Origin of the sequence: Microbacterium sp. B24, from assembly GCF_000333415.1 — a bacterium.
Classification (GTDB): domain Bacteria; phylum Actinomycetota; class Actinomycetes; order Actinomycetales; family Microbacteriaceae; genus Microbacterium.
Genome location: NZ_BADB01000545.1, coordinates 1 through 1023, shown reverse-complemented (window position 1 = coordinate 1023; position 1023 = coordinate 1). Strand labels below are relative to the sequence as shown.

At 69.6% G+C, this 1023-nt stretch carries 1 protein-coding gene and 1 pseudogene; both read right to left on the bottom strand.

From position 1 onward, the window contains the following. Positions 1-26 precede the first annotated feature (26 nt). A pseudogene (locus tag I5I_RS15855) lies at positions 27-602 on the bottom strand (4Fe-4S cluster-binding domain-containing protein); the annotation flags it as partial. A 48-nt stretch (positions 603-650) separates the two neighbouring features. After that, a partial coding sequence (locus tag I5I_RS16160; protein ID WP_148285587.1) for a glycine radical domain-containing protein occupies positions 651-1023 on the bottom strand: 373 nt, incomplete at its 5' end.

Below are 1023 nucleotides of genomic sequence, written 5' to 3'. Positions count from 1 at the left end.
AGCTCGGTCCCGGGGATCCTCTAGAGTCTGACGTCCAGAAGGACGAGGTCGACGTCGTCGAGCATGGCGTCGGAGGCCGCGGCGCCGAGGTAGCCGGACGTGTCGATGGCGGTGTGGATGCCGAGCTCCTTCGCGCCGCGCAGGATCCGCGCCGCGAAGGCGGGTTGCATGAGCACCTCTCCGCCGGAGAGGGTGATGCCGCCGCCGGTCGCCCGGAACACCGCGGTGTAACGCTCGATCCGTGAGAGCAGCTCCTCGCTCGTGACGGGCTGTCCATCCTTCATCGCGAGGGTGTCGGGGTTGTGGCAATAGAGGCACTGCAGCGGGCACCCGCTGAGGAACGTGGTCAGCCGCGTTCCCGGCCCGTCGACGGCGGTGACGAGCTCCCAGGAGTGCACGGAGCCGAGTCGGCCCTCGCGCATCGCGGTGAGGCGCTCGTGACGGTCGACGTCCGAGACGGCGAGACCGTCGAGGCCGGCGCCGGTGCGCCGATGGGCGGGCGCCTGGAGGGGGACCTCCAGGCGCACCGCGTCATCGGGCAGGGCGGGGAGGGCGGACGGCACCGCGTTGCACGGGTGGCGGCGGAGCATCGCCCTGGCCATTGTCCTCAGCTTCTCTCTGCGTGTCGGTTCGTGTGCCGGGGATGCGGATCACATGGAGCCGTGGAACGTACGCGACAGGACGTCGAGCTGCTGCTCGCGTGTGAGGCGGACGAAGTTCACGGCGTAGCCGGAGACCCGGATGGTCAGCTGCGGGTAGTTCTCCGGGTGCTCCATGGCATCCTCGAGCGTCTCGCGGTTCAGCACGTTGACGTTCATGTGATAGCCGTGCGAGCCCACGTAGGCGTCGAGCAGACCGGCGAGGTTGCGCACCTGCTCCCCGGCGGTGCGCCCGAGGCCGCTCGGGACGACGGTGTTGGTCAGCGAGATGCCGTCCTGCGATTGGGCGTAGGGGATCTTGGCGACCGACAGCGCCGAGGCGAGCATGCCGTGCGTGTCACGACCGTTCATGGGTTGGGACCCG